The following is a 25,309-nucleotide window of genomic DNA, read 5'->3' as shown; positions in this document are numbered from 1 at the left end:
TGCGTTCCTGACCCCATGCAACCCGATGCATCGGAGAGCCGTTCATCTGTGCGATCGCACCTCCGCACACCTCAAGCCCCGTTTTATGTATTCTACGCAAAGAAGAAATCCAGATTCCCTGACATTCAGGACAACCTGGTGCGATCGCAACACCTGCCCCAAATTGCCGTTAATATTCCATGATTCAAAGCAACTTTTCTGGGTTCAAAACAAGCTGAGCGTGAAACCGAACCCGGCTTTGCCTCCCACACAACACATTTTGGTTCTAGTCCAGCAGTCTCTCAGAGTAAGCAATCAACCGCTCAAGTCGCCCTTTCACCTGCTCTAACCGTCGCTGCATCGTTTCGGGCTGTTTTGCTGTTTTTATATAACCAATATCCACTCGTAGCAATCGCAACTGCTTATCTATCTCTACCCAAATCGATCGAATCTGCTGCGCCTCCCTATCAGAAATCTGGTCAAGATCTAATGGGCAAATGTCGATCTCAAACTTGGTTTGAAGGGCGCTCAGCCTCACAGATAAATCTGTAGAAGCCGTGTCTTCTCTAGCCTCGCCAGGAGTAGACTCAACCTGCAAAAGCCTAGTTTGAAACTGCTCTACATCACCTTTAAAAGATTGATAGATCGATCGATGAAATTCAGGTATCATTCGCATCATCTCCTTGGACATGGTTTCGAGAGGGTATGGTGCGGGATCATTCTGCTAAAGCAATCTTATAGAAAAAACTTTGGCAATAGAGCAATTTCGCTTTGTATGATTTTGATATAAGGTCATCTCATAATACGTAATTTGGGGGAGCAAGGGTGCTTTAGCCGATGCGCTTGACTAGCAGTTTTGCTGACGGTACAGAGGCTTTTGAACCCCTTCCAAATTGCACATGAAGAAATGTGTTCCTCTTGATAAAATAAGGATGGGCTTAAGTTTTAGCCAACTTGAGATCGTTGATCCAGGTTCAAAGTTTTAGACCTTTTCTACAACAGTATAAAAACCGTTTTGAGCGATCCTTCAAAATTGCATAGCTTATCGCTACAGTTTTCGAGGGTTGCCCAATCACTGCACATTTCTCTCAGAAAATTTCTATCTCTGTCTAGTAGCCGTAGGCTTTACTCTGCTAGACTCATTTTTTATTAATCCATATTTTGTATATCGAACTACATCATTAATTTCTAAACCCTTCATCCTTGCCCAAACCTCCGAATCCTCTAAAGTCTAAATAGTATGAACGTAGCGGCACCTATTTCCACCCAGGATTTTGTTCTCCCAGATTGGTTACGAGAATGCTTTGTTAAGCCTTTATCGCCGCCTGATCCGTCTAGTTTGCCTGCTAGCGATGGCGAGCTAATTTGCAAAGCGTTTAACTTTGCCTACCAACTCCACGAAGGTCAATATCGCGCCTCTGGAGAACCGTATATTGCTCATCCTGTCGCGGTTGCCGGAATTTTGCGGGATTTGGGGGGCAGCAGCACCATGATCGCCGCAGGCTTTCTGCACGACGTTGTAGAAGACACTGACATCACACCTGACGAGATCGAAGCCCAATTTGGCATCGAAGTCCGATGTTTGGTCGAAGGGGTTACCAAGCTTTCAAAATTTAATTTTTCTAGCAAAACCGAGCGTCAAGCTGAAAACTTTCGTCGCATGTTTTTGGCAATGGCACAAGATATTCGGGTAATCGTCGTCAAGCTGGCAGATCGATTGCACAATATGCGAACCCTCGAACATTTGTGCGATGAGAAACGCTGCCGCATTGCGTTGGAAACCCGCGAAATCTTCGCGCCGTTAGCCAATCGTCTTGGCATCGGAAACATCAAATGGGAATTAGAAGATCTCGCCTTCAAATATCTTGAGAATGATTCGTATCGAGAAATTCAGCAGCTTGTTGCTGAAAAACGCGGCGATCGCGAAGCCCGACTCAGCAACGTCACCGAAACATTTAAACAGCGATTGTCTCAGATGGGCATCCGGTGGGTTGAGGTGAGCGGTCGCCCCAAGCATCTCTACGGCATCTACGAAAAGATGCAGCGTCAGCAGAAGGGCTATGAGCAAATTTACGACGTAGCCGCTATCCGGATGATTGTCGAAAGTAACGACGAGTGTTATCGCGCCTTAGCGATCGTGCATGATATGTTCCGACCGATCCCCGGACGCTTTAAGGACTACATCGGGCTACCCAAACCCAACCGCTATCAGTCTCTTCACACGGTTGTCATTGGCAGCACCGGACGCCCCCTAGAAGTTCAAATTCGTACCCTTGAGATGCATCACGTTGCCGAGTATGGGATTGCGGCTCACTGGAAGTATAAAGAATCGGGCGGTTCTAGCACCGAGCAGCAAACCACAACCGACGAGAAGTTTACCTGGTTGCGGCAGCTAATCGACTGGCAAAACGATATGAAAGATGCCCAGGAATACCTAGAGAGCATCAAAGATAATTTGTTTGATGGTGATATTTTTGTATTCACGCCCAAGGGTGAAGTTGTCGCTCTCAATCCAGACTCTACAACCGTTGATTTTGCCTATCGCATTCATACCGAGGTTGGCAATCACTGTGCAGGGGCGAAAGTAAATGGGCGCATCGTCACCTTGGATACAAAGCTACGAAATGGTGACATTGTTGAGATCATTCGGCAGAAGAATGCTCATCCGAGTCTCGATTGGCTCAATTTTGTGGTGACGCCCAGTGCTCGAAATCGAATTCGCCAATGGTATAAGCGATCGCACCAAGACGAAAATATTATCCGTGGTCGCGAGATGCTAGAGAAAAATCTTGGAAAGAGCGGCTTTGAGGCTTTGCTTAAGTCTGATCCAATGCTGGCAGCCGCCGAGCGATGCAACTACCACAGCGTTGAAGATTTTTTGGCGGCGGTAGGCTACGGCGAAGTTACTCTCAATCTTGCCATCAACCGAATTCGTGATGCAGTGAAAGACCAGCAGGAAGTGCTCAATCCGATCGAAGGCGGGGTTTTGGCAGACTCGCTCATTCTTCCCCTCGCGCCGACTACTCCTCGCGCTGTTCCAAGTCCTTCTACAAAGTCTCCCATCGTGGGCGTTGAAGGGTTGCTGCATCACATAGCAGGGTGCTGTACTGCCGTCCCTGGTGAGCCAATTATCGGCGTTGTGACTCGCAATAGTCGTGGCATTTCGATTCACCGTCAGGGCTGCCCCAATCTCGACACGATTCCCGGAAATCGCCTCGTTCCGGTGAGTTGGAATCAGGCTGAGCCGCCCACCGGACGCCCGCAGGTGTATCCCGTAGAAATTCAAATTGAGGTCATCGATCGGGTTGGCGTTCTCAAAGATTTGCTCTCTCGCCTTACCGACAACAACATCAACGTCCGCAATGCCCAAGTGAAGACTTTCTCTGACCAAACGGCAATGATTGAATTGGGTATTGATATTTGCGATCACGCTCAGCTAGAGCGCACCTTCGCCCAGATTAGGAAAATGACTGATGTTTTGAATCTGCGCCGCGTCAGCCAGGTTGAGAAAGGGTAGTGGACTGCATTATTACAGCGATTTTCAGGTGAATAAACCGGTGAATAAGCCACAGTCGTGGGTAGATGGGTGCATGGGTGCATGGGTAGGCGCGGGGCTTAAGCAAGGGAGAAGGACTGTAAGTTGCTGATTCACGAGTTCCCTTGACCATAAGTGGAGCGAGGCACGTTTTTCTAAACGCTCCTGATTTGGGGTGCGATCGCGGAATAGAGAAGACAACTGTTGTATCAAATTTTACTAAGGGTTATACCAAAGCGGCGACCACTGCAAGGGAAGTTGCTTCGCAAACCACTTTCGGCTCTGGTTTAAGGGCTGTCAGAACAAGGACTGTCAGAACTTTGCTCTGTATTTTCACTAATCAGAAAAATGTCTGTAAAGTTCTAATTAAGTAGATTCCGCAAAATATGTTTAAGCGATGTGAAGTGACATGAATTACACTCAGACCCTCAGTAGTTTCGTTAGGATTAGCTCCAACCGCGCTGCTGTCCCCCGGTATGTCTTGCCCCGTAGAGTTACGGCTTAATTGCCTGACTGTGTAAAGACTTCTTATACCAATTTAAATGGCGATTTTCACAGTTAACTCCACCCTGCATTTAGTATGTCATCACCTGACCAAGAGTGAGATTGGGAAGGGTCGGATGTATCACATTCATCAATTAAATGGGTCTTTCATCCATCTTCAACCGATACGATCGCGCCCGTATTTAGCGATCAGGAGTGCTAATTAGGTGAGTACTTGGACACCCTACCCCACTGGGGACATCACGCAAGCAGAACAGCGACTGTATGAGCACCTGCTGAATGTGGTGCAAACTGAACCGCCTCGGCAACTCGTCGAGCGCTTTCGGCTGCTCTTCATCGAAGGCGTCGGTTACCCGGATGGCGCGATCGCGCGATCGCTAGACCACATCGTTAACACCACCACGGCTGACCAAGAATTTCGGTTTATCTTAAATCGCTGCTGTCACATTTTGATCAACCGTTGGCAAACTCGCCCGCAGTTGTATCCCGCGATCGCAGCATTGATCGACTCGCTGACCTCAGCACCCACCCGCCCGATCACAGACTACACGCGATCGCGATCAATTCGACGCTTGCGCGAACTCGTCAAACAGTTTGTTTATACCGAGCAATTCCTGACGCTGCGGCGGCTAGGGCAAGTGGTGAGCCAATCGTGCGATCATAGCCCGGCTCAGCCCCTCGTCACGCTGATTCGCCGCTACCCTTACCTCTACGAACATTGCCTGGTTGCAGAAGGGACGCCCAGCGCGCATCAGGCATCGATTCGCCACCTACAAACTCAGGTACAGCGCCAGTTTGAGCTTGACCTGTCAAAATATGTCACTCACCAAGCGCGGCGGAACCCCACCCCAACGGGACTGATTCAAAATCCCACCTTGCTTAGCGATCGCGACTTGGGGTTGGCGCTTCAACAATTTGTCGGCAATGTCGAAGGATCTGCAACCTGCCGAGATGTTGCACAACGGTTCATCTCCCACAGCAACCAGATTCGCTGCTATGGAGAATTTAAAAGCGAACTGTATCAATACATTACAGCATCGGTCGATTCAGAGTATGGAAAGCGCCAGTTCAACAGCCAGCTATCTCAATATCTAAAACACACGCTGTCCGATGTTGATTCTCTACCGTTGACCGATTTTCTGGTCGTGAGAACCTGTAGTCAACTCCTCAATTTTCTGGTGGTAGATAGCCCAAAACGTCCGCAACATTTTGTTTTTGTCGATTTGCTCTCTAATTTAGGGGCAACGTCTACAACCCGACTTTTACTCAAGATTGTGCTGTTGTGCAGTCGGGTCAAGCCCTATCTAGAAAAACGATTTTCTATTTTATTCAATCATTACGAATCCCATAGCCGCGAACAAGTTCAATGGCTGATCGTGGCGATGGAAAATCTTCATCTGGCGCTCAGCACAAATTTCAGCACTGTCAACCTGTGTTTCGTGAATCAACTCGTTCGCTAGCCCAGCTAAGCGGAGTACCGCCACTTTGCTCATTCGCGACATAAGACCCAACAGAAACCAAAAATGATCAGCAAACAGCAGGAATTTTCGTTCTGGTTAGGCATGATTTTGCCAAAAAGGTTTGGCTGCCCATGGGGGATGAATTTAAGCGCAAACTTGGGGGCGTCTTGCTCTATTTTTGGTGCTCGTTTAGCCTAGTTGCCCCACCCTAACTCAGCAAGTTGGGATTACGCATGACTCTCGGTACAACACTTTCAGTGTTTTATGCTAATCTGCGAAAGGTAGGTTATAAATGCTGGGATATCTATGCACATTTTTAGGAGGCACCCACGAGCCGTTGACGTTCAGCAATTGGATTGAGTCTCCTAACAGACCTCTGTTCAAGGCGTCGAATACGTTAATTTTCTCACCTATCTTTTTGTATTTCACAGGAGACTCTGAGGATGACCCAAGTGGTTTTAGGCGAAAACGAAGGAATTGATTCTGCATTGCGTCGATTTAAGCGTCAGGTGTCTAAGGCAGGCATTTTGGCAGACTTGCGATCGCATCGTCATTTTGAAACGCCGCTCGAAAAACGGAAGCGCAAAGAGACACTGGCTCGCCGCAATCGCCGCTACCGTTAAAACGTTGGGTTGAAGTCGATTCTTTAGGCAAGGATCGATTCTTTTTTAGGAAAAATCATGGTCAACGGTTGAGACTGGCATTGTTAGGATTGAGAAGAAGTAGCTATCTTGGGTAAATCTGTTTCTCCTCATCGCTCATGTCTGATCCGCTTGCTGATTCCCCGAAAACGTTTGATCAAGAACTTGAAGACGCCATTCTTGGGTTTGACGAAATTCAGGCAGAGCTAAACTATCGCCAAGCCCAAACCACGCTCCGCACCTTGGTTGAGAATCTTGATCTCACCCCTCAAGAGCGCACGGGGCTTGACGCTGATATTCATGGGCTAGAGACGATGCTGGGAAAGCTCGATCGGCTTGTGGTTCATATTGCCGCGTTTGGTATGGTAGGGCGGGGTAAATCGTCGGTGCTAAATGCGCTGCTGGGACAACCTATTTTTGAGACCGGGCCGATTCACGGAGTTACTCAAGTTCGGCAAACGGCAAACTGGAGCATTTCGCGAGAGCCAGTGGGCAATAGCGATCGCGCCATCGAACGGGTAACACTCCCCGGCATGTCTCAATCGCAAATCGAACTGATCGATACTCCGGGCATTGATGAGGTAGATGGAGAAGCACGAGAAGCCCTAGCGAGGCAGGTGGCTCAACAAGCCGATTTGCTGCTGTTTGTGATTTCTGGCGATATGACAAAAGTAGAATACCAAGCCCTTTCAGACCTGCGAAATGTGGGGAAGCCGATCATTTTAGTATTTAACAAAATTGATCAATATCCAGACACAGACCGCTTGAGTATTTATCACAAAATTCGCGATGAGCGCGTCAAAAATTTATTGTCACCTGATGAAATTGTGATGGTTGCAGCCTCTCCAATTGTGGGGAGAGCCATCAAGCGTGCCGATGGGCGCACCACCGTGCAACGGACTCAAGGGGAACCGCAGATCGGAGAACTGAAACTCAAAATTTTAGAGGTGTTGCATCGAGAAGGAAAATCGCTGGTGGCGCTCAACACGATGCTCTATGCCGATAATATCAACGATCGCGTAGTTCACCGCAAGATGACCATTCGCGAGCAAAACGCTAACCAGGTGATTTGGAATGCCGTGATCACAAAAGCAGTGGCAACGGCGGTCAATCCGATCACCGTGTTAGATATTCTCAGCAGTGCAGCGATCGATGTGGCAATGATTTTGGCACTCTCGAAGTTATACGGAATTGGGATGACGCAACAAGGCGCGATCGCACTATTGCAAAGGATCGCGATCGCCATGGGAGGCATCACCGCCAGCGAACTTTTAGCCAATCTTGGACTCAGTTCTCTCAAAGGATTGCTTGGTTTATCTGCTCCGGCTACGGGGGGTTTATCGCTCGGTGCTTATGTGTCGGTTGCGCTGACACAAGCCGGGGTTGCAGGGGTGTCATCCTACGGGATCGGGCAAGTCACTAAAGCGTACCTTGCCAATGGTGCATCTTGGGGCCCTGAAGGTCCAAAAGCCGTTGTGACCGCTATTCTGGCTTCTTTAGATGAAGAATCGATCTTGAGTCGAATTAAGGATGAGCTACGGGCTAAATTAGATTTACACAATCGAAAAGGACAAGCAATACATAAAAATTCTGCACCTGAATGATAGTGATAGTGGCAATGAAATTTCAAAATAAAATCAACATCGGACATAGGAAAAATAAAACGGAAAAATAAAACGTTTCATCAAACATTTTTAATAACTGCTAGCGCTATTTATTCAAACAACCCTACACAGATAACCTGACTCAGATAGATGTTTCAATGCGATCGCACATTTCTTCTGCCAGAGAGACGCCAGAACCCAGAATATATTTTAGTTTGAACACTATTTGAACAGTAAATGTGGACTGGCTCCATGAAAATGTCTCCTCAACATCGGTTAGAATACCTGCAACGCATGATCGTCACGGCAGCACAAATGCGATCGATCGAACAGCGCATTTTTGATGCCGGAATGCCAATCGCGGCGGTGATGGAGAAAGTGTCAGGACGCCTTGCGCTAAGAATTCAGGCGCTCTATCCCCAACCCTCAACCCACCGGATCGGGGTGCTGGTCGGACCTGGGCACAACGGCGGAGATGCCCTAGTCGTAGCTCGCGAACTCTATTTTCAGGGATACGAAATTATGCTCTGTTGCCCAGTCTCGCGACTCAAAGACCTGACGGCAACCCACTTACACTACCTTGAAAATTTGGGCATTGCTTGCTATCAGTCGGTAGACCCTTTGGCAGAGTGTGATCTGCTGCTGGATGGACTTTTCGGCTTTGGCTTAGATCGGGTGCTCACTAAACCCATTTCCACGATCGTCGATGTGGTAAACGAGTGGGATATTCCTCGCTTGAGTATTGATCTTCCTTCTGGCTTGCACACTGACACGGGGCAAGTGTTGGGAACGGCAATTTGCGCGACGCATACCCTATGTTTAGGATTGTGGAAACTTGGGTTGCTGCAAGACGACGCCCTACACTATGTTGGACAAGCAGAATTGATCGATTTTGATATCCCGCTTGCAGATATTGCTGCGGTGCTAGGCGAGATGCCCTCTGTACAGCGTGTGACACCTCAATGCGCGATCGCAGCGCTGCCTCTGGTTCGCCCCGCTTCCACTCATAAATATAAAATGGGTCATGTGTTGCTGATTTGTGGGTCTCGGCGCTATGCGGGTGGGGCGCTATTAACGGGGTTAGGAGCGCGAGCCAGTGGCGTTGGAATGCTGTCGATCGCGGTTCCTCAATCGCTCAAGTCTGCCCTTTCGGTGCAACTGCCAGAAGCACTGATTGTGGGCTGCCCCGAAACCGAAGACGGCGCGATCGCAGAGCTTCCTGCTTCGGTAACGCTGTCGTCGTTTAATGCGATCGCGTGCGGTCCGGGTCTTACCACTGATGCAACGGCGGTCGTTGAGCAAGTATTAACCAGCGAGTGCCCTCTTGTGTTAGATGCAGATGGCTTAAATATTGTGGCGCATCACGGCACGATTCCTACGCTGCACAAGCGCCAGGCTCCAACTGTTTTGACTCCTCATTTGGGCGAATTCAAGCGGCTCTTTCCAGAAATAGCGGACGGAATGGATTGCCGAGTCACGGCTGTTCAGAGGGCTGCAAAACACAGCACTGCGATCGTACTTTTGAAAGGGGCGCGAGTTGTAATTTCTGATCCCCACGGCAGCGTCCGGGTTAACCCAACCAGTACACCAGCGCTAGCACGGGGTGGAAGTGGCGATGTCCTAACCGGATTGCTAGGCGGTTTGGTGGCTCAAAAATTTGCTGCCCCCAGTTCTACAACCCTGCTGGATGTCGTGCAAGCTGGGACATGGTGGCACGCACAGGCAGGATGCTTAGCCGCTCGAAAGCGCACAGAGCTTGGAGTTGACGCCCATACGCTAACCAATTTCTTGATTCCTGCCCTGGCTCGGCAGACCCAAATTGGCACAGAATAAAACGTTTTACAATTTGCCTTTTACTTTCATTTCTTTGTTGTGCTAATATCAATAACTGTGGAGAGCAAGGGTCGATGCCCGAGTGGTTAATGGGGGCGGACTGTAAATCCGCTGGCTACGCCTACGCTGGTTCAAATCCAGCTCGGCCCATCCACAACAAATCAAGATAGGTAAAAGCACACATTTTTCTTCTACCTACCTTAGCTTTTATCGCCCGTGTGGCTCAGTGGTAGAGCACACCCTTGGTAAGGGTGAGGTCGCGAGTTCGATCCTCGCCACGGGCTTTTTTAGATGTACTTGTAAAGCAACGCTTTGGTTGATTCTGTGCAACCTCAGTCATGCGTTGGTTGACTTGTGGCTACAAACCAGGTTCTTGCTGTTTAAGCTGGGTTAGCGTTGCTCGTGTCGCTGCGATCGCGAATGCATGCTTACTAAAACACGCCTGCAAAAAAGATTGTTCGCAAGTTCTTGGGCGCACGTGCTGATCAGATCAAGCGATCGTGGGTTGCCATCCGCTCAACCGTCGATTTGCCATCATCACCAATCTGTTTAACTGCGCCTATCTGCTCCCGTTTGCTCTTTGTTTCAATGCGAAATGCGATTTAAAGTTCGAGTATTCAAAGTTCATGCTTCACTGCTGAACCAACACCTGTTTTAGATACAAGCAAAGATTTACTAAAGGAGGATAGCATTGTGCCAAACAAGAAGGTTACGGCGACTCTGATAACGCTTGCTAGTCTTGTTGCTGCGCCGACGGTGAGCCTAGCATCCGCATCCGGCTACCAGTATTGGGGAGGCTTCACCGCTAACATTGGTGGACAATCAGTGGGAATACCGGCGGGTCAGCTTCATCATGCAATTAACGGCAAAGGAACCCGGATTAATTGGCAAGGTGCAAATTTCGGATCTGCGGCGAATATCTGCGATTCGTCGATGAGGTTCACCTATGGATACGGTAAGCGTCGTATCAATGGCAATATCCATCGGGGATGCAGTCGTGTAGGTCAATGGAAATACAAAATTAATGCAAACGTTCCGAAAGGGGATGCTTGCGCCGAGCTTTGGGCTAAGAGGTGGCGGGTGCTGGTTGCCAAACAGTGCCACTATGTTCACTAAGTGTGAGCTTTCTGAAAGAACTGCTTTCGAGGGTTAGTTTTCCTACTATTTGGCTCTGATATTTTAATTGATCAGTGCTATCAGAAAGGATTGTCCCTCGAAAGCTAGTCCTCGAACGCCAGTCAAGGTGAGTCGCTAGGCTCTGATGCAACCTGCTATTCGTTAGATGATATTTGAGGGCACAAGAAATCGCTTAAACCTTTGCATCAACTTACTCATGTGGACGCGATCGCCCAGAGAGGTTGTCCTTCATCACCTGCGATCGCAACCTTTCAACCATTGCCCCCATTTAATAACCGGAACGAAAGGTTAAAAACACACAAACAAAAGTTTAGTGAAGTGTCATGAAATTTTTGACAAAGACCGCTACCGTTTTGAATTCTGTTGCGATCCTTCGGAGCTTGGCAGTGCCAATCGCGCTAGGGGTCACTGATATCGCTTTTGCACTTGATCCAGTAACAATCTATCAACGGTCTAGCCCTGCGGTTTGAACCGCTTCAATTGCTACATTTTCGCTTACTAGAAAAACAATCAAATGGGGTTTACGACAATGGTGAACAAGTCGAAGAAGATTGTAAAACTGCTTGCTGGTGCAACGATCGCTGTCGGACTAGCACTTGGCTTCGTGACTGTTCCAACTGCAAAGTCCGAAGCGTCAGCGTGCGGGTTTTATGTTGGGCGAGGAGTCTGGTCAGGCTGGTCGTTCTATAGGCACTGCACTGGTCCTGTATATACGATCGTTGAGGTTCAGCTTGTCACTTGGAGAGGGCGCGGTCGGGTCATCTGCGTCAAACCTGGCACGATTGGACTCGGTCCATATAGTCATATTAGGAACGCGTACTACACTGGTAGACTCTGCCGTCGTTAGGTTCATACACGGATAGGCTCTGCTGACATCCCACCTAGAAACCAGTGGCAGTGCATCCTACAAATTACGATCGCTACCAAGCCGAAGTAGATTTTCGCTCAAGAGCGCTTCTAACATTGAGCGTGGTCATGGGGTCGCTGGACATCGTTTCCCTGACTTGCTTTTCACCAACCGAAGACAATCAAAAGTACTTGAGAAATTCAATAATTGTGCCTTGCGCTAAGTGAACTGCCATGAAACTTCTTGCAAAGACTGTTACCGTTTTGAATTCTGCTGCGATCCTTCGGAGCTTGGCAGCGCTAATCGCGCTAGGTGCCACCCATGGTGCTTTTGCCCTTGATCCAGTAACAATCTATCAACGGTCTAGCCCTGCGGTTGCTGTGATAGAAGCACCAAACGGCAAGTCATTCAATCGCGGAAGCGGGTTCATTTTGAGTTCCAAAGGTTTTATTCTGACCAATCAGCATATTGTTGGAAATAACCGACAAGTTCGGATTAAGTTAGCAGACGGTTCAGTTTATCAGGGCACTGTCGTATCTCGCAATCCTAATGTTGATTTAGCAATGATTCAGATCCAGCCTCAGAAACCGCTTCCAAGCCTGAGAATTCAAGCTGTGCCACCTCAAATTGGGCAGAAAGTTTATGCGATCGGAAATCCCAGTTCTAAGGCAACTGGAATGCTAGATAGAAGCCTTAGTGATGGAATCGTGAGCCGGATCGATGAAAGTGGTCTGATTCAATTTACAGCATCGGTTACCTTTGGAAGTTCTGGCGGTCCCTTACTCAATGAGGATGGCTATGTTGTCGGTATTGTGAGATCAGGTGCTCCTGGAACAAATTTCAATTTTGCAGTTCCAGTAGGCGCAGTAAATCTTCTCCCTGGGCGGCGAAGCACAGCCGGAGTACAAGTCCAACAAATTAACCACTACATCACAGTAGGGCTGCTTCAATTTAGACAAAACAATTTTCAGAAAGCATTACAGGTATTTAGCGCAGGAATTCAACAGTATCCAAGCGATCCCACATTGTACTCAAACCGAGGAATCACAAGACGCTTTCTGCGAGACCATCAAGGTGCCCTAAAGGACTTTACCCGCTCCATTCAGCTTAGACCCAGTTCTATGGCTTATTTCAACCAAGCTGTACTCTATGAATCAGACCTGAAACAACCTCAACAGGCAATCAAAGATTACAGCGAAGCCATTAGAATTAATCAGAAATGGGGCAGCCCTATTACCTTGGGAGATGCATTTTACCGCCGAGGTCGGCTTCAATCTCAGCAAGGCAATAAAAAAGCTGCGATCGCTGACTTTAAACAGGCAGCAAAAGTTTATTCCCAATTCGCCAATCGAGATCGATATCGGGCTGCGATGGATCAAATTACCTTAATCACCACTCAGCCTTAAAAAGCAAATTCCTAGGGCTGAAATGCGCCTGAGAACTCAAAATCTATAAAAAATGAAAGGTAGACGTGGAGGGAACTTAGACCCTGATGAGGAATTTCATTCCCTTCACTCCTTGTTAACTCGTGCCATTAAACGGCGGCAAAGAACTCTTTCGACTTCACCGGGTCAGGGTTCATCGTCTTTTCACCGGGTTGCCATCCTGCGGGGCACACTTCGTCAGGGTGGGTTTGAACATGCTGAATCGCTTGCAGAGTGCGAAGGGTTTCATCGACACTCCGACCAAACGAAAGGTTATTGATCGTTGAATGTTGAATGACACCATCTTTATCGATGATGAACAAACCCCGTAATGCGACTCCAGCATCCGGATCAAGCACATTGTAAGCGGTGCTAATTTCTTTCTTGATATCAGACACAAGCGGATAGTTGAGATCACCTACGCCGCCTGTTGTGCGATCGCTCTGAATCCAAGCAAGATGCGAGAACTCGCTATCAATCGAAGCGCCCAACACTTCGGTATTGAGGGTCTTAAATTCATCGTAGCGATCGCTAAAAGCGATGATTTCAGTTGGGCAAACGAAGGTAAAATCCAACGGATAGAAGAATAGAACCACGTACTTGCCGCGATAGTCAGATAACTTGATCGTTTTAAATTCCTGGTCAACCACGGCGGTTGCAGTAAAGTCGGGGGCAGCCTGACCGACGCGCAAGCATCCTTCTTGGGTCATGGGAAAAGGTTCTCCTTAACAGTGTATCTAGTCACGTAGATCTACAGGTACGATCGCACCACAGCAGCCAAACCTGCCGCTAAGTTTATCGCAGATCTGTAGTTAACGAACTGTTACAACTATATCATAGTCATAACGATTTTGACATGAGAAAACGCAGCCTGGGAATGAAGAAACCGTGAGGATAGAGACGCAGTGGCAAAAACAAGGTATAGCTGATAATAGAACGGTTTCGGAAGCATCTACCCTTGTCCCCTTCAGTTAATCCCCCTTTTTCTTCACTGTCAGATTCTTCGCTGTCAGATCCTCGCGAATGGCGCTTAACCAACGGACGCTATGCGCTAATTTCTCTGCCTAGCGTTGCTCTTACCCCTCACCGGTTTTCGCTTGCCCGTCGCATTCTGACGATGTTAAGCGATTACTGCTATCAGGGGTTGATTCCCACTGGGTTTGCAGAGCACGATGGCAAACCGATGTACGACAGCATCGACACATCACTGTGGTGGATTGAAACCCTGGGGCTGTATCTTGAAGCCAGCCAAGACTGGAGCTTTCTCCAGGAACAGTATGCGGTGGTCAACCAGATTTATAAAGCCTTTACTGCCGGAACGCTCCATAGCATTCACGTAGATGCCTCTGATGGGTTGCTGACTTGGAGCGATCGCACCATGGCACTAACCTGGATGGATGCGACGGTAGATGGCACTCCGGTGACGCCGCGATGCGGTAAACCGATTGAAGTGAATGCGTTGTGGTATTCCTCCTTGTGTTGGGCGAGCGAGTGGGCAGAACGACTGAGCCAGCAAGCGCCCGATCCTCGCGTGCTGAGCAATCAAGCCCGTCGCTATGGTCAGCAAGCAGAGCAGGTGAAGCAGTCCCTTCAACGATTTTGGAATGGAGACGCTTCCTATTTATTTGATGCGATCTCACCTGATGACCGCTGTGATCCGGCAATTCGCCCGAATGCAGTATTGGCGCTGGCTCTACAGCACTGTGCCTTTGCCCCAGAGCAAGCACGCCGAGTCTTGCAGATTGCCCGCGATCGCTTGTTAACCCCGTATGGGTTGCGATCGCTAGATCCCGCTCATCCAACCTACATTGGTCACTACGATGGCATGCCTCAGTCTGCCCATCAGGGCACCGTTTGGAGTTGGCTGTTAGATTCCTTTTTACGGGCGTGGTATCGCTCCTGCTCTGATCTGCCGTTGGGCTTTGATTTGCAACCCTTAGCCACTCACGTTGAGAACAAGGTCTGCCTTCACACCATTTCAGAAGCGTTTGATGGTGAGCCTCCCCATACGCCCAGAGGGGCAACAGCAACGGGCGGCGCGATCGCAGAGCTACTAAGAGCAGATGGACGTATCAAAGGAATTACGATCGTAGGCTAGCAGGCTCCTGCTTTAACAGCGTAGGGCTTGAATTTCTGTAATCATCAGTGCGGTTTTTTGGTAAAGGTTTTTACGATCGCTGTGATAAGCAAACAGTAAGTTTTTCTGATTCTTCAAGTTGATGATCAAAACATCACCTATTACGTTTTAGAAAGCATTGTAAAATCTGCGATCGCGAGTGCAACTTTAGAGCTTAGCAATGGGCAGTTTTCTTCGATATTAGGCTGAAGCTAAAGCCGCGCAAAAGCCTCTCTGTACGGTAAACCCAACCCGTTAAACGGTAAACCCACCTCCGTTAAATTTTGCTGCCATCGGGAACCCCAACATCAAGATTACGGTTTGCCTCAATGCCGCGATCGCGCGCTCCCCTTACAGTAGATACATACAGACAAGCGCAGTTGATTTACACCTCTTTCTTTCTTAAACAACTCGTTGTCTTTACTACTCTCTTTAATGAATCTAAAAGGTGATTGTAATGATGACTCTTCGTTGGCAACCTTGGCAAGAAATGGAAACTCTTCGTCGTCAGTTTGCGCCCTTTGGTGAAGCAGTACGCATGTTTGAAGACATGATCCCAGCGCGCGAAGCCTTGCTTAACTCTGATGAGCAACCCTGGATACCCGCGATCGAACTCACCAGCACAGACACCGAGTTGACCCTTCGCGCTCAGCTTCCCGGAATCGACGCTGAACATCTCGATATCCAAGTCGGTCGCAAGGCAGTCTCCATTTCTGGTGAGCACACGTTTGAGAACAAAACCGACGAAAATGGCTACTTCCACTCTGAGTTCCGCTACGGCAGTTTCAATCGCGTGATTGCGCTTCCTGTCCCGGTACAAAACGATCAGGTCAAAGCCGAGTTCAAAGATGGCATTTTGACCCTGACGCTGCCGCGAGTCGAAGCTCTCAAGCCTTCGGTTGTAAAAGTGACCTTGGCAGGAACCACTACTTCTGAAGCCATTGCTCCGGCTGAGCAACCTTCAGAGAACGGCTCTGCCGAAGCGATCGACGCAGAGCACAATCAGGTCGAAGCCGCCAATAGCAGTAACGATGCTTGGCAAAGCTAAGCCGGATCGGCAGTAGGGAAGCGTTGGAGTTAGAAGATAGATAGGGAGGCTGTTTTCAGCTATTTCTTCACCCCGCTCCCTACTCCACCCCACCAAAAAAGGTTCGGTAAATACCCCTTCATGGAAGTGCCGAACCTGAACAGTATATAGAGAGGGGGATTTGTGTTGCTTTCGGCAATTAGGTTTTACTCTCTCGCAAACCCGTTGGAGTCCGCGCCGCCCTCCTGCCTGTTCTGGCACGACTCGCCAATCCCCAAATATTAAACACGCTGAATTTGATGGAGCCAAAGCACTCATATGGCAAAGGTTGTTGGAATTGATTTAGGTACGACAAACTCTTGTGTTGCAGTTATGGAGGGTGGCAAGCCCACTGTTATTGCCAACGCAGAAGGGTTCCGTACAACACCCTCGGTTGTGGCATTTGCGAAAAACGGCGATCGCTTGGTCGGTCAGATTGCAAAGCGCCAAGCCGTTATGAACCCGGAAAACACGTTCTATTCGGTCAAACGCTTTATCGGTCGCCGGTTTGACGAAGTAACCCACGAAGCGACTGAAGTCTCTTATAAAGTTCTCAATGCAGGGGGCAACGTTAAGCTTGACTGCCCAGCCGCAGGCAAGCAGTTTGCACCCGAAGAAATTTCTGCACAAGTGCTGCGTAAGCTGATCGAAGATGCCAGCAAGTACTTGGGCGAAACCGTGACCCAAGCCGTGATCACAGTTCCTGCTTACTTTAACGACTCTCAGCGCCAAGCTACCAAAGATGCTGGCAAGATTGCTGGGGTTGAGGTTTTGCGGATTATCAACGAGCCAACGGCAGCCGCCTTAGCCTACGGTCTCGATAAGAAAAGCAATGAAACAATCCTCGTCTTTGACTTGGGGGGCGGCACGTTTGACGTGTCGATCCTAGAAGTAGGCGATGGTGTGTTTGAGGTGCTGGCAACCTCTGGTGACACTCACTTAGGCGGTGACGACTTTGATAAAAAGATCGTAGACTACCTTGCGGCTGAGTTCCAGAAGGCAGAAGGCATCGATTTGCGCAAAGACAAGCAAGCGCTGCAACGTTTGACCGAGGCGGCTGAGAAGGCAAAAATGGAGCTTTCTAGCGTGACTCAAGCTGAAATCAACTTGCCATTTATCACTGCTACGCAAGACGGCCCAAAGCACCTCGACACTACGTTGACCCGTGGCAAGTTTGAAGAGTTGTGCGCCGATCTAATCGATCGCTGCCGGGTGCCAGTCGAAGCGGCGCTCCGCGATTCTAAGCTCGACAAAAGTAAGGTCGATGAAGTGGTGCTCGTTGGGGGTTCCACTCGGATTCCGGCGGTGCAAGATGTGGTGAAGCGGGTGCTTGGCAAAGCCCCAAATCAGACCGTGAACCCGGATGAAGTGGTAGCGATCGGGGCAGCCATTCAAGCGGGTGTGTTGGCTGGAGAAGTAAAGGATATTCTTTTACTTGATGTGTCTCCGCTCTCGCTGGGGGTGGAAACCTTGGGTGGCGTGATGACCAAAATTATTCCTCGCAACACCACGATTCCGACCAAGAAGTCTGAAGTGTTTTCTACCGCTGTGGATGGACAGAGCAATGTAGAAATCCATGTGCTGCAAGGTGAGCGCGAAATGTCGAACGACAACAAGAGCCTCGGAACGTTCCGTCTAGACGGTATTCCTCCGGCTCCTCGTGGGGTTCCGCAAATCGAAGTGGTGTTTGACATTGATGCAAACGGCATCTTGACTGTCTCTGCAAAAGACAAAGGCACGGGTAAAGAGCAGTCGATCAGCATCACGGGCGCGTCTACGTTGCCTAAAGATGACGTCGAGCGGATGGTGCGCGATGCAGAACAAAATGCCTCGACCGATAAAGAGCGGCGTGAGCGCATCGACCTTAAGAACCAAGCCGACTCGCTGGCTTACCAAGCTGAGAAGCAAATGAGCGAACTGGGCGATAAGGTGCCGGTAGACGACAAGACCAAGGTAGATGGATTGGTGAAGGATCTTAGAGAAGCGATCGCATCAGAAGACTTCGATCGCATCAAGACGATGACCACCGATCTACAACAAGCGCTCTATGGCATCACGACTAATCTGTATCAGCAATCGGGCGGCGAAGCTCCGGGATCTGATGCAGGCGCGGCTCCGGGCGGAGATTCGCCTCCGAGCGGAGATGATGTGATTGACGCTGACTTTACCGAGTCGAAGTAGCGTTAACCAATCGTCAGTCCTAGCACTTGAGGTCTAACTGTTAAAAAGCGGGTGGTTTCTGAAAGGAGGTCACCCGCTTTTTTTTAGGTGGTTACTTACAGGTGTTGACAGACTTGATACCAAATTAATCTGTAAACGCTATAGACCTGCGACCTCCCCCAACTCCTCCTTTGGTCAGGAGAGGAGCCGGAAAGTCTCTCCTGACCCAGGGGGGATGCCGTAGGCAGGGGAACCGAGAGATCTGTCGCCGTGAAAAATTAATTAGGTATGACGCCTCGCGATCGCGCCTCATTAATCATTCACCTGTTAGATTAAACGTATCATCTGAAAATCGCTGTAATATTCCTACTTTCCGCCAAGCAAGCGATCGTACTCTTTCTTGAGGCAGCCAAAGCATTCACAGGCGGTTGATTCTAGCCCCTGTTGATCGAGAATTTGAATGTGTCCCCGCCGATAGGAAATCAAGCCTTTCTCTTTGAACTTTTGAGCCGCTTGAGTCACCCCTGCTCGCCGCACCCCCAGCATGTGGGAGATAAACTCTTGTGTGATCTTGATATCGTCTGACTCAATCCGGTCTTGCAGTTCTAACAGCCAGCGCGCAAACCGTTGCTCTAGCGTATGGAGGCTGTTGCAGGCAGATGTTTGAGAAATCTGGGCGATCAGGGCTTGAGTGTAATCTAGCAAGAGATCTCGCAGTTCTTGGCTGTGGTTAAACTCATGACGAAGGATTTCAGCCTTGATTTGGAACGCGTCGCCCTCTTTTTGAACCAGATCTGTCGTTTGAGCAACGGTTGGTCTGCTGCTGATCACAGCTTGGATGCCCAACGCTTCAAACTTTCCCAGCAGTGCAACTTCGGTCGTTGCGCCATTGTTCATCGTCATTGTGACGGATAGCAAACAATCAATCGGGAAATAGACATATTGAATAGCTTGACCCGGATGATGAAGGATAGTGTCTCGTGTTAGGGAAACTCGTTCTAGATCGGGGTTAAGGTGTTCGTATATCTCCTTTGGTAGCAACCCAAGGAGACGGTTTTCATCGGTCACAAGCGTTCCCTTAAAACGAGGATCTACTGAGCGTATCTCAAAGCGGAAATTAGATCCTCTGTAAGAAAATCGGTCTCGTAGGTATATGGCTCTCGATGGGCTAGATCTGCCACAATTTCCAGGAGGTCATCAAGATTGCAGGGTTTTGAAACATATCGGGAGAACCCAGCCGCGATCGCGCTGCTGCGATCGCAATCTCTGGCAAAGGAAGTCAGGGCTATGGCAGGCAACCGAATATGGCGCGCGTGCTCAATCTTTTTCACCGTGTCCATCAGGGAATAAACCCCTTGATCAGGCAAGTAAAGTTCGCTGATCACCATGTAGGGCTGAGTATGGCTTAGAAGGTCTATGGCTTGTTGCGCGGTTTCCACCTCAAAGGTCTCAACACCATACAGAGCAAACAAAGTAGACAACAACCGTCTGGAGTCGGCGTGGGGATCAACGACTAGCACTTGCAGCCCATCGAGCAGCAAAGAAAAATTATCCATTGCAATTTTATGCTAAAGGTTCCTAATAGCTAGGTTGGGGCATTGCCGCCTAGCAGCCTCTCATAGTCTCGGAATGTTTTATAAGAAATCGATAATGGAACAGATCTCCGTCTGACCCAAGAATAGTTTGGTCTTTATGCAGCCGTCAGTACAAGACCGTACTCAGGTACTTTTTATCTTCATAAACTTAATTAAAAGTTATAAAATTTTCGAGGAAAAGATTCGTAACTTGGGCGCATAGTTTGTTTGAGGATGACAAAGCAAATTTATTGCAAATTTATTTAATTGAGTTCATCGACTTAAGGTATAGCTCAAGGCTCTCTCGTTCGTTTTTACTCCATTTCACGAGGGCTGTCTTCTCAATTGCATAAGACCTATTAATCTATCTATAAATGTATAAGCAACTGCAATAAATATTGAGTAAGTGGGGAGCAATATGCAATTAGAGAATCGAGCGGAAATCTCGCTTTTAGAGCGCGCTATCAACGCTAGCCAAACCTACTTATTATCAATTCAGAAACCGGAAGGGCATTGGTGGGCAGAACTCGAATCAAACGTAACGATGACAGCAGAAGCAGTTTTGCTGCATAAGATTTGGGGCACCGATCAGTCTCGCCCCCTCGATAAAGCAGAGAAATACCTGCGATCGCAGCAGCGTGATCATGGCGGTTGGGAACTTTGGTATGGGGATGGTGGCGATCTCAACGTCACCGTAGAAACCTACATGGCGCTGCGGTTGCTAGGCGTTCCTGCCCACGATCCGGCACTGCTGCGGGCAAAAGAGGTCATTCTATCGCGTGGTGGCATCACCCAAACGCGAATCTTCACCAAGTTTCACCTAGCCCTAATTGGCTGCTACGACTGGCGCGGGCTACCGTCGATTCCACCCTGGCTTATGCTGCTGCCGTCGCTGAAGGTCGAACTGCCCAATCCGTTTGGCTCAGAGCCATTTTTCTCAGGGCATAGCTTCAGCATTTATGAAATGTCAAGTTGGGCACGGGGGAGTACGGTTCCGCTGCTGGTGGTGTTCGATCGCAAGCCTGTGTTTATCACCAGCCCAACCATCACCTTAGATGAACTTTATGTCGAAGGCATTGCCCACGCAAACTACGAACTGCCGAGCAATTCTGACTGGTCAGATGTGTTTCTCAGTTTAGACAAGGCATTTAAGGTTGCAGAAGACTGGAATTTAGTTCCGTTTCGGGAAGCGGGGCTAAACGCGGCGGAACAGTGGATTTTAGAGCGGCAAGAACCCACAGGCGACTGGGGCGGCATTATCCCGGCAATGCTGAACTCGATGCTGGCATTGCGCTGCTTGGGCTACGATGCTGCTGACCCAATCGTGGAACGAGGACTCCACGCGATCGACAACTTTGCCCTCGAAACAGACGACACCTACCGCATGCAAGCCTGTGTTTCTCCGGTGTGGGATACGGCGTTGGTGATGCGATCGCTCGTCGAGTCGGGCATGGCTGCCGACCATCCCGCCCTGACCAAAGCCGGACAGTGGCTTCTAGATCGGCAAATTCTCGACTATGGCGATTGGGCAGTAAAAAACACCGTCGGCAAGCCAGGAGGCTGGGCATTTGAATTTGACAATCGATTTTATCCCGACGTGGATGATACGGCGGTGGTGGTGATGGCACTCGCTAACCTCGCCATGCCCAACCCCCGATCGACCGAACAAGCCATCAAACGTGCCGTAGAGTGGATCAGCACCATGCAGTGCAAACCGGGAGGCTGGGCAGCGTTTGATCTCGATAACGATCAAGACTGGATCAATGCCGTTCCTTACGGCGATCTCAAAGCCATGATCGATCCCAACACAGCAGATGTTACGGCACGAGTTTTAGAAATGTTAGGACGATTGGAAACGGCATCCCTCGATCCGAGTTTGGTTGCAGGGCTGAGTCCGGCACAAACTGAGCGTGCCCTAACCTACCTCGCCCGCGCCCAAGAACCCGATGGCTCATGGTTTGGGCGGTGGGGGGTGAACTACATTTATGGCACGAGTGGCGCTTTATCAGCCCTTGCGATCGTAGCTCCAACCACCCATCGGCAAGCCATTTACCGGGGTGCAACTTGGCTGGTGCAGTGCCAAAACCCCGATGGAGGGTGGGGCGAAACCTGCGAGAGCTATAAAAATCCCGCTCTCAAAGGCAAAGGAGAAAGCACCGCATCGCAAACCGCTTGGGCCGTGAGTGGGTTGCTCGCCGCCGCAGAAGCCTTGGGAGAGTCTGTTTGGGGCGCGATCGATCGAGGCGTTGAATGGTTGATCAAGACGCAGGGAGACAATGGCGCATGGCGCGAAGATTACTTCACCGGAACCGGCTTTCCGGGGCACTTCTACCTAAAATATCATCTTTACTTTCAGCACTTTCCATTGACGGCGTTGGGGCGATATCAAACCGCCAAGGCTAAATCGCGGGTAAACCAGTAGGTGCAATTAGGCACAATTAAACGGAAGCCCTCACCCCCTAGAACCAGACCCTAGAACCAGAGTCCTGCTCCCTCTCCAGTGGGAGAGGGGTAGGGTGAGGGCAACACTCAGCATTTTACGAACGGCAACAAATATCGTCCTTTTAAAAGCGCAAACCCACACCGCCTTGCAACGATGTTGCGGCTCCACCACTTCGATAGCCACCAAACGAAATGACCGCATTTCCAAACACAACCAAATTGCTGTTTGGCAACGTGTAGTCAATCCCAGGTTGAAGCGCAAAGCTGGTTTTGTTACCTAAAACGGTACTGCCGCCGATCGGAATCGATGCCCCTGCCCCCAAATACACATCTGTTTGCCAGTTAAGGGGGTAATCATAAGAAACGGTGGGAACCAGCGTTAGCCCATCTCCAATAAACGCTTGGGCACGGGCAGAAATCGGAGATCTCAGGAACTTGTAGCGAGCCGCAACAACCCCCGCAACCTGCCGATTTTCATCTTCTTGACTCCCTTCGGTTAGCCCAAAGGCTGGCCCGACCCCAATGTAGCTTCCATAGGCAGCTTGGGCAGAGGCAGACGTTTGATAACCGACCACAGCCAACCCTGCCGCCATAAACAAAACCAGCTTGGCTGAGAGCGCTTTCAGTTGAACATGCAGACCAGACGATTTATCGTAGTTCATTCATTCACTCCTCATTCACCCATCACCGTTTAGAAGCTTGGACGATGCAAATCGTAGTTTTGATCCGCCCAAAGGGTCTAAAACTTATTACTCATAATACTCAAACTTTGTAAACTTTAGGCAGGGAATTGACAATTACCAAAAGGCACAAATAGAAGAGTACAGCGTGTGCCAAAAGGTTGAAAAAAGCGGGTTAACCGACAGCTTCAAAGCGTCCTAAATTTGTGACCCAGTTTCAAAAAATATAGCCTCTAAAAGGCTTGCTAAAGCTACCGCAAAACAGCCAAAAAACTTGATATGTCGGGCAACTAACGAGATATTACGACGATTGGATAGGCAAATCAACCCTTATTCAATGCGATCGCTTCGGCAATGAATCGGCAATGAATTGGTGCAAGGTTTATAGAATAAAAGAGCGTGATTAATCCTAAAAGATGAAGTGCTATGTCTGACCAAGCCCTACGCGATCGCTATACCGAATTGCTCAACCACATCATTCAGCAAACTCTCAAGGGCAACATTCGTTCAAAAGAGCAGGTCTATCAACTGCTGGTGCAAGATATTGAACCCAATAGCGGAGACAGTTTTGAAATTAGTTTGCGCGATCGCACCACTACCCTAGAGCGCGATGCCAAGTCAGACGATGAACTAAAACAAGCGAAAGCCACTCGCAGTTTGCGCGCGATCAAAACGATTCAAGGCGAATGGGAACGGTGGCAAACCGAAAATCAGGCACGCGGTGCGATCGCGGCGGCGGTCAATCAAATTCTGCAAGCCGACCCCTCAGACCGTTTGCTGGCAGTTCTCAGCATCAGCGATCCCAACCGCCCTCACAGCCTCAACGCCGAAGCCCTTCAGCACCTCGCAACCACCCTGCGCCAATATCCAGTTTCTGATGCCGCCACCCAGCACGAACTGGCGCAAATTTCTGAAGGCATCACTCGCGGGTTAGCCTCGTGGTCTCACCTCCAGCCCTATTTGATTAGTTGGATGTATGGACAAGAGCAAATGGGCTTTGGGAGCACGCCAGGAGTCAAACCGTGGGAACTCTGGTCAAAGCAGCCTGTTGGAAAGTTTCTCAAGTCGTTTTTTGAAGCGTTGAACCGAGAAGAATCGGCGATCGCGTGGGCATCTCATCGATCAGACGTGACCCTGGCAGACTGGATCGAAGCTGCGATCGCGCTGCAAACCCTTCAACGGGGTTTGGTCAATTGGGCAGAAAATCAGGCGTACAGTTCCAAAATCGGAACTCAACTCTCGGTGTCGGTCTTTCTCACCTTTGGGATTCTTTGGTCACAGCTTGCCAACGGGTTTCAGCAATCGGCGTTGTTAAATTCGATCAACCGTGAGCGGTTTACGGAAGCCTCCTTTCGGATGACCATCCAAGGGCTGCGAGTCTTTGCCCAGCGCGATTATTTTCCACTGTATGGCACCTTTTTTGCCTCGTTTACCGGAGACTATTTCCGAGATGCCATGAACTATTTGAGCGAACCCCTCAAACGCGCCGAGGGCACCCAAGAACAAGCCAGAATCTTGACCCTGCTTGGCTCAACTCAGCGCGTCGTCGGCGCTTTGGAAACGGCAAAAGAATTACACGTCACGGCTAAAGACATTGCTCAAGAAGCAGGCGATCGCAGGTGCGAGATTGCAAACCTAAATCATCTCAGCCGCATTTATGTTAACGAGAAAAACTACACTGAAGCGATCAGGTATGCTCAGCGTGCGCTAGTGCTAAGTCGGCAAACCGGCGATCGCATGGGAGAAGCCAACGCGCTTGCCAACCTAGGCTACAGCGAAGTGTTCCAAGCCCAACACTTAGAAGCCGAACCAGAGCGCTATGAACAGGCAATCGCCTATCTAGAACAAGGATTAGCCCTCAGCGATCGCCTGGGAGATGGGCAAAGTAAAGCCCTTTGTTCTATCAGTTTAGGCAGCGCTTATGTGACGTTGGGCAAGCCAGACCAAGCCCTACTTCACCTCGAAAACGGCAGACAGTTAGCCGCCGCCGCCGGAGATGCCTACCTCCAGGCGGTGAGCCTTGCGACCTTTGCCGAAGCCTTCTACCAACTCAAAACCTATGACAGTGCCATCGTGTGTGGGGCGCTGTCTACCTACCAGCTAGAGCAAATGGGGTCAGCCGAGTGGCGACAAACCGCAGGCTTACTCAGCATTTTGCGCGGTCAGCTAGGCGAGCAATTTCAGCAAATTTTAACGGAGCAGCGATCGCGGCTGATCTCAGAAATTGGCGTAGACGGATACGACTATCTCCCCCAACTTTTAGATCGCTATCAAACGTCTTAACGTTCCACCCCGCCGCCTTCTCAG

The 25,309-nt window shown here is 49.5% G+C and carries 19 protein-coding genes and 2 tRNA genes; 16 read left to right on the top strand and 5 right to left on the bottom strand.

Annotated elements, in window-relative coordinates; all coding sequences use genetic code 11:
- Positions 1-15 precede the first annotated feature (15 nt).
- Positions 16-183, top strand: coding sequence for a hypothetical protein (locus GS601_RS03275; protein ID WP_162421840.1), 168 nt, complete (start codon positions 16-18; stop codon positions 181-183).
- Between the two features lie 82 nt (positions 184-265).
- On the opposite strand, the gene patD is transcribed toward GS601_RS03275, so the two are convergent.
- Positions 266-649 carry a heterocyst frequency control protein PatD gene (gene patD, locus GS601_RS03270; protein WP_238393023.1) on the bottom strand — a complete coding sequence of 128 codons (384 nt, stop codon included), beginning with the start codon at positions 647-649 and terminating at the stop codon, positions 266-268.
- A gap of 570 nt (positions 650-1,219) precedes the next feature.
- Between patD and GS601_RS03265 the strand changes: the two genes are divergently transcribed.
- The 10 genes from GS601_RS03265 (at position 1,220) to GS601_RS03220 (ending at position 12,946) form a co-directional block, all read left to right on the top strand.
- The gene (locus GS601_RS03265; protein WP_162421838.1) at positions 1,220-3,496 is read left to right on the top strand and encodes a RelA/SpoT family protein; all 2,277 of its coding nucleotides are present in this window, start codon (positions 1,220-1,222) and stop codon (positions 3,494-3,496) included.
- A 728-nt stretch (positions 3,497-4,224) separates the two neighbouring features.
- Entirely contained in the window at positions 4,225-5,478 is a 1,254-nt protein-coding gene (locus GS601_RS03260; RefSeq protein ID WP_162421837.1) for a hypothetical protein, read from the top strand.
- 443 nt (positions 5,479-5,921) lie between these two features.
- Positions 5,922-6,101, top strand: coding sequence for a 30S ribosomal protein S21 (rpsU, locus tag GS601_RS03255; protein ID WP_162421836.1), 180 nt, complete (start codon positions 5,922-5,924; stop codon positions 6,099-6,101).
- 137 nt (positions 6,102-6,238) lie between these two features.
- Positions 6,239-7,723 (top strand): GTP-binding protein, encoded by a 1,485-nt coding sequence (locus GS601_RS03250; RefSeq protein ID WP_162421835.1) that lies wholly within the window; start codon positions 6,239-6,241, stop codon positions 7,721-7,723.
- A gap of 252 nt (positions 7,724-7,975) precedes the next feature.
- Positions 7,976-9,556, top strand: a complete 1,581-nt coding sequence (locus tag GS601_RS03245) for an NAD(P)H-hydrate dehydratase (RefSeq protein ID WP_202924826.1) — start codon at positions 7,976-7,978, stop codon at positions 9,554-9,556.
- 68 nt (positions 9,557-9,624) lie between these two features.
- A tRNA-Tyr gene (locus GS601_RS03240) sits at positions 9,625-9,706 on the top strand.
- Between the two features lie 62 nt (positions 9,707-9,768).
- Positions 9,769-9,840 (top strand) — tRNA-Thr (locus tag GS601_RS03235).
- A 409-nt stretch (positions 9,841-10,249) separates the two neighbouring features.
- Entirely contained in the window at positions 10,250-10,672 is a 423-nt protein-coding gene (locus GS601_RS03230; RefSeq protein WP_162421834.1) for a hypothetical protein, read from the top strand.
- Positions 10,673-11,207: 535 nt separating this feature from the next.
- Positions 11,208-11,540 (top strand): DUF6355 family natural product biosynthesis protein, encoded by a 333-nt coding sequence (locus GS601_RS03225; RefSeq protein ID WP_162421833.1) that lies wholly within the window; start codon positions 11,208-11,210, stop codon positions 11,538-11,540.
- Between the two features lie 233 nt (positions 11,541-11,773).
- Complete coding sequence (locus tag GS601_RS03220) at positions 11,774-12,946, top strand: trypsin-like peptidase domain-containing protein (RefSeq protein ID WP_162421832.1); 1,173 nt, start codon at positions 11,774-11,776, stop codon at positions 12,944-12,946.
- A 128-nt stretch (positions 12,947-13,074) separates the two neighbouring features.
- Here the strand turns inward: GS601_RS03220 and GS601_RS03215 are convergent, their stop codons facing one another.
- Positions 13,075-13,674 (bottom strand): peroxiredoxin, encoded by a 600-nt coding sequence (locus GS601_RS03215; RefSeq protein ID WP_162421831.1) that lies wholly within the window; start codon positions 13,672-13,674, stop codon positions 13,075-13,077.
- 248 nt (positions 13,675-13,922) lie between these two features.
- Here GS601_RS03215 and GS601_RS03210 point away from each other — a divergent pair, with 248 nt between their 5' ends.
- From GS601_RS03210 to dnaK, 3 genes are all read left to right on the top strand, one after another.
- Positions 13,923-15,062, top strand: coding sequence for an amylo-alpha-1,6-glucosidase (locus GS601_RS03210; protein WP_202924825.1), 1,140 nt, complete (start codon positions 13,923-13,925; stop codon positions 15,060-15,062).
- Between the two features lie 475 nt (positions 15,063-15,537).
- Positions 15,538-16,128: an Hsp20/alpha crystallin family protein gene (locus tag GS601_RS03205; protein ID WP_162421830.1), complete on the top strand. Its 591-nt coding sequence runs from the start codon at positions 15,538-15,540 to the stop codon at positions 16,126-16,128.
- Positions 16,129-16,425: 297 nt separating this feature from the next.
- Positions 16,426-18,327 carry a molecular chaperone DnaK gene (gene dnaK, locus GS601_RS03200; protein ID WP_162421829.1) on the top strand — a complete coding sequence of 634 codons (1,902 nt, stop codon included), beginning with the start codon at positions 16,426-16,428 and terminating at the stop codon, positions 18,325-18,327.
- A 345-nt stretch (positions 18,328-18,672) separates the two neighbouring features.
- Here the strand turns inward: dnaK and GS601_RS03195 are convergent, their stop codons facing one another.
- Positions 18,673-19,374 (bottom strand): helix-turn-helix domain-containing protein, encoded by a 702-nt coding sequence (locus GS601_RS03195; protein ID WP_162421828.1) that lies wholly within the window; start codon positions 19,372-19,374, stop codon positions 18,673-18,675.
- Between the two features lie 23 nt (positions 19,375-19,397).
- Positions 19,398-19,862, bottom strand: coding sequence for a response regulator (locus tag GS601_RS03190; protein WP_162421827.1), 465 nt, complete (start codon positions 19,860-19,862; stop codon positions 19,398-19,400).
- Between the two features lie 436 nt (positions 19,863-20,298).
- Here GS601_RS03190 and shc point away from each other — a divergent pair, with 436 nt between their 5' ends.
- Positions 20,299-22,302 carry a squalene--hopene cyclase gene (gene shc / locus GS601_RS03185; protein WP_162421826.1) on the top strand — a complete coding sequence of 668 codons (2,004 nt, stop codon included), beginning with the start codon at positions 20,299-20,301 and terminating at the stop codon, positions 22,300-22,302.
- Positions 22,303-22,444: 142 nt separating this feature from the next.
- On the opposite strand, the gene GS601_RS03180 is transcribed toward shc, so the two are convergent.
- The gene (locus GS601_RS03180; RefSeq protein WP_202924824.1) at positions 22,445-22,984 is read right to left on the bottom strand and encodes a hypothetical protein; all 540 of its coding nucleotides are present in this window, start codon (positions 22,982-22,984) and stop codon (positions 22,445-22,447) included.
- A 444-nt stretch (positions 22,985-23,428) separates the two neighbouring features.
- Between GS601_RS03180 and GS601_RS03175 the strand changes: the two genes are divergently transcribed.
- The gene (locus tag GS601_RS03175) at positions 23,429-25,285 is read left to right on the top strand and encodes a tetratricopeptide repeat protein (RefSeq protein ID WP_162421825.1); all 1,857 of its coding nucleotides are present in this window, start codon (positions 23,429-23,431) and stop codon (positions 25,283-25,285) included.
- The last annotated feature ends 24 nt before the right edge of the window (positions 25,286-25,309 follow it).

The organism is Myxacorys almedinensis A, from assembly GCF_010091945.1.
Classification (GTDB): Bacteria; Cyanobacteriota; Cyanobacteriia; order Leptolyngbyales; family Leptolyngbyaceae; genus Myxacorys; species Myxacorys almedinensis.
The sequence above is the reverse complement of the archived record's forward strand: the minus strand, read 5'-3'. Positions and strand labels throughout refer to the sequence as shown.

Bases quoted from the DNA above. Each gene is read 5' to 3' on its own strand.
- GS601_RS03275 (WP_162421840.1), top strand. From the start codon at position 16: ATGCAACCCGATGCATCGGAGAGCCGTTCATCTGTGCGATCGCACCTC.
- patD (WP_238393023.1), bottom strand. From the start codon at position 649: ATGATACCTGAATTTCATCGATCGATCTATCAATCTTTTAAAGGTGAT.
- GS601_RS03265 (WP_162421838.1), top strand. From the start codon at position 1,220: ATGAACGTAGCGGCACCTATTTCCACCCAGGATTTTGTTCTCCCAGAT.
- rpsU (WP_162421836.1), top strand. From the start codon at position 5,922: ATGACCCAAGTGGTTTTAGGCGAAAACGAAGGAATTGATTCTGCATTG.
- GS601_RS03250 (WP_162421835.1), top strand. From the start codon at position 6,239: ATGTCTGATCCGCTTGCTGATTCCCCGAAAACGTTTGATCAAGAACTT.
- GS601_RS03245 (WP_202924826.1), top strand. From the start codon at position 7,976: ATGAAAATGTCTCCTCAACATCGGTTAGAATACCTGCAACGCATGATC.
- GS601_RS03225 (WP_162421833.1), top strand. From the start codon at position 11,208: ATGGGGTTTACGACAATGGTGAACAAGTCGAAGAAGATTGTAAAACTG.
- GS601_RS03220 (WP_162421832.1), top strand. From the start codon at position 11,774: ATGAAACTTCTTGCAAAGACTGTTACCGTTTTGAATTCTGCTGCGATC.
- GS601_RS03215 (WP_162421831.1), bottom strand. From the start codon at position 13,674: ATGACCCAAGAAGGATGCTTGCGCGTCGGTCAGGCTGCCCCCGACTTT.
- GS601_RS03205 (WP_162421830.1), top strand. From the start codon at position 15,538: ATGATGACTCTTCGTTGGCAACCTTGGCAAGAAATGGAAACTCTTCGT.
- dnaK (WP_162421829.1), top strand. From the start codon at position 16,426: ATGGCAAAGGTTGTTGGAATTGATTTAGGTACGACAAACTCTTGTGTT.
- GS601_RS03190 (WP_162421827.1), bottom strand. From the start codon at position 19,862: ATGGATAATTTTTCTTTGCTGCTCGATGGGCTGCAAGTGCTAGTCGTT.
- shc (WP_162421826.1), top strand. From the start codon at position 20,299: ATGCAATTAGAGAATCGAGCGGAAATCTCGCTTTTAGAGCGCGCTATC.
- GS601_RS03180 (WP_202924824.1), bottom strand. From the start codon at position 22,984: ATGAACTACGATAAATCGTCTGGTCTGCATGTTCAACTGAAAGCGCTC.
- GS601_RS03175 (WP_162421825.1), top strand. From the start codon at position 23,429: ATGTCTGACCAAGCCCTACGCGATCGCTATACCGAATTGCTCAACCAC.